This window comes from Caulobacter sp. AP07 (assembly GCF_000281955.1).
Classification (GTDB): Bacteria; Pseudomonadota; Alphaproteobacteria; order Caulobacterales; family Caulobacteraceae; genus Caulobacter.
In genome coordinates this window covers 1-1,199 of sequence record NZ_AKKF01000119.1, presented here as the reverse complement: position 1 = coordinate 1,199, position 1,199 = coordinate 1, and the positions used below count along the sequence as shown (strand labels likewise).

Annotated in this window: 3 protein-coding genes; 1 reads left to right on the top strand and 2 read right to left on the bottom strand. The window is 65.1% G+C overall.

What is annotated here, in order from left to right:
• Both PMI01_RS06440 and PMI01_RS06435 read right to left on the bottom strand, forming a co-directional pair.
• The coding region (locus tag PMI01_RS06440) for a 3-oxoacid CoA-transferase subunit B (RefSeq protein WP_007665789.1) at positions 1 to 461 on the bottom strand (461 nt) is incomplete at its 3' end.
• Positions 461 to 1,126 (bottom strand): CoA transferase subunit A, encoded by a 666-nt coding sequence (locus PMI01_RS06435; RefSeq protein ID WP_238537011.1) that lies wholly within the window; start codon positions 1,124 to 1,126, stop codon positions 461 to 463. The genes PMI01_RS06435 and PMI01_RS06440, both read right to left, overlap by 1 nt.
• On the opposite strand from PMI01_RS06435, the gene PMI01_RS27765 reads away from it, so the two are divergent.
• The coding region (locus PMI01_RS27765) for a hypothetical protein (protein ID WP_238537012.1) at positions 1,074 to 1,199 on the top strand (126 nt) is incomplete at its 3' end. The genes PMI01_RS06435 and PMI01_RS27765 overlap by 53 nt on opposite strands.

The following is a 1,199-nucleotide window of genomic DNA, read 5'->3' as shown; positions in this document are numbered from 1 at the left end:
AGCTTGGGCGCGCCGGACTTCTCGCAATGGTCCATGACCACCACCACCCGCTTGACGCCGGCCACCAGGTCCATGGCCCCGCCCATGCCCTTGACCATCTTGCCGGGCACCATCCAGTTGGCCAGGTCGCCGTTCTCGCTGACCTGCATGCCCCCCAGGATCGACAGGGCGATGTGGCCGCCGCGGATCATCGCGAAGCTGTCGGCCGACGAGAAGTAGGACGAGGAGTCCAGTTCGGTGATCGTCTGCTTGCCGGCGTTGATCAGGTCGGCGTCCTCCTCGCCCTCGTAGGGGAAGGGACCCATGCCCAGCATGCCGTTCTCGCTCTGCAGCGTCACCGACATGCCCCGCGGGATGTAGTTGGCCACCAGGGTCGGGATGCCGATGCCCAGGTTCACGTAGAAGCCGTCCTGCAGCTCCTTGGCCGCCCGCTCGGCCATCTCGTCGCGCGTCCAGGCCATTACACTGACTCCCCAATCTTCTCGTCACGAGGACGCGTGGTGACCCGCTCGATGCGCTTCTCGAACTTGGCGCCCTGGATCAGGCGGTCGACATAGATGCCCGGCGTGTGGATGCCGTCCTTGTCGAGCGCGCCGATCGCCACGACTTCCTCGACCTCGACCACCGTGGCCTTGCCGGCGGTGGCCATCATCGGATTGAAGTTGCGGGCGGTCTTTCGGTAGACGAGGTTGCCTTCCGCGTCGGCCTTCCAGGCCTTGACGATCGACAGGTCGGCGGTCAGGCCGCGCTCCATCACATAGAGCTCGCCGTCGAAGTCGCGCACTTCCTTGCCCTCGGCGACCAGGGTGCCGACCCCTGTGCGCGTGAAGAAGGCGGGGATGCCCGCCCCGCCGGCGCGGATGCGTTCGGCCAGGGTGCCCTGCGGATTGAACTCCAGTTCCAGCTCGCCGGACAGGTAAAGCTGTTCGAACAGCTTGTTCTCACCCACATAGGACGAGACCATCTTCTTGATCTGGCGGTTCTCCAGCAGGATCCCCAGGCCGAAGCCGTCGACGCCGCAGTTGTTGGAGACCACCGTGAGGTCCTTGACCCCCGTTTCGCGGATCGCCGCGATGAGGTTCTCGGGAATGCCGCACAGGCCGAAGCCTCCGGCCATGATGGTCATGCCATCGAATAAAAGACCCGCCAGCGCTTCGGCGGCTGTGGACTTCACCTTGTCGACCATGGTTCCTCCCGGA